Source organism: Bacteroides acidifaciens, assembly GCF_024623065.1.
GTDB lineage: Bacteria > Bacteroidota > Bacteroidia > Bacteroidales > Bacteroidaceae > Bacteroides > Bacteroides acidifaciens.
Window position 1 is genome coordinate 1 of the sequence record NZ_JANJZR010000184.1, and the last position, 1,324, is coordinate 1,324.

The 1,324-nt window shown below is 49.9% G+C and carries 1 protein-coding gene and 1 pseudogene; both read left to right on the forward strand.

Features of this window, described 5'->3' with window-relative positions; all coding sequences use genetic code 11:
• Positions 1–99 precede the first annotated feature (99 nt).
• Positions 100–1,080: a toprim domain-containing protein gene (locus NSB03_RS20630; RefSeq protein WP_024988918.1), complete on the forward strand. Its 981-nt coding sequence runs from the start codon at positions 100–102 to the stop codon at positions 1,078–1,080.
• A 156-nt stretch (positions 1,081–1,236) separates the two neighbouring features.
• A pseudogene (locus NSB03_RS20635) lies at positions 1,237–1,324 on the forward strand (plasmid mobilization relaxosome protein MobC); the annotation flags it as partial.

Below are 1,324 nucleotides of genomic sequence, written 5' to 3' on the forward strand. Positions count from 1 at the left end.
AGATTTCAACAATACTTCTGCGTCCGACTTATACCCCAAAATTCGATGTTTTCAAATTTTTGTCATGTACTTAAATCGTTAAATTTAAAAATAAAGATTATGACCTACAAGGAAGCCAACAATATCAGTATCAAAGATTACCTGAACTCTTTGGGAATCCAGCCCGTCACGGAAAAGGGAAGCTACGGGATGTACCGCAGCCCCCTACGGGAGGACAACACACCGAGTTTCAAGGTGGATTATAACGCCAATCTATGGTGTAACTACGGAACTGGCAAGGGCGGGACGCTCATCGACCTTGTGATGAAGCAGAACGGGTGCAACGCCTACGGTGCTATCTGCCGACTGGAGCAAGGCGACACCGCCTCTTTTTCCTTTCACGGGAAAGACCTGCCCGAAAGGGACACGAAAAGGCAGGCAGCCAGCCCGATAGAGATACGCAGAATACAGCCGTTACAGAATCCGGCACTCATGCGCTACTTGCAGGAAAGGGGGATTTCCCCCGGAACGGCAGCCCCATACGTGCAGGAGATGTATTACCGCATCGGTGGGAAGCCTTATTTTGCGCTGGCGTTCAGGAATGATTCAGGAGGTTACGAGCTTCGCAATCCCTGTTTCAAGGGCAGCACATCGAAAGACATCACCCATATAAGGCAGCAGGGAGAGCCGAGAGATACCTGTTTCGTGTTCGAGGGCTTTATGGACTATCTTTCATTCCTCACTATCCGGCAGCGGGAAAGCCCGGGTATGCCCTGTACCGACTGGCAGGACTACGTTATCCTGAACTCCACCGCCAACGTAGATAAAGCCTTATATCCGCTGGCTGGTTACGGTCATATACACTGTATGCTTGACAATGACGAGGCAGGCAGGAAAGCGGTTGAAGCCATAAGGCAGGAATACAAATGGCGTGTACGTGACGCATCACACCTGTACAGCGGTCACAATGACCTGAACGACTATCTGCGTAGCCTTAATGTGAAGCAATCCCAAGATTTGACAGTTACCGACAAGCCCCAGCCGGAGCATGATAACAGACAAAATCCGGGTGAAAAAAGAAAGAGAGGGCTAAGGATGTGACCTGCAAGGCTGGCGGCATGAACCGATGGCAGGCTGTGTGATTAGGGAGAGCAAGGTTATGTTTCGGTAGACCGAAACACCTTGCTTTGCTTGGCAGCAAAGAAAATTGCGACCAACGGGAGAAATTTTTAAGATACCACCTAAAAGCAAAAACGTATGACAGGGATAAGGAACAAACCGGGAGGTCGCCCGGCAAAAAGCCGGATAGACAAGCAGAACCGGGTAGTCAGCACGAAACTGACCG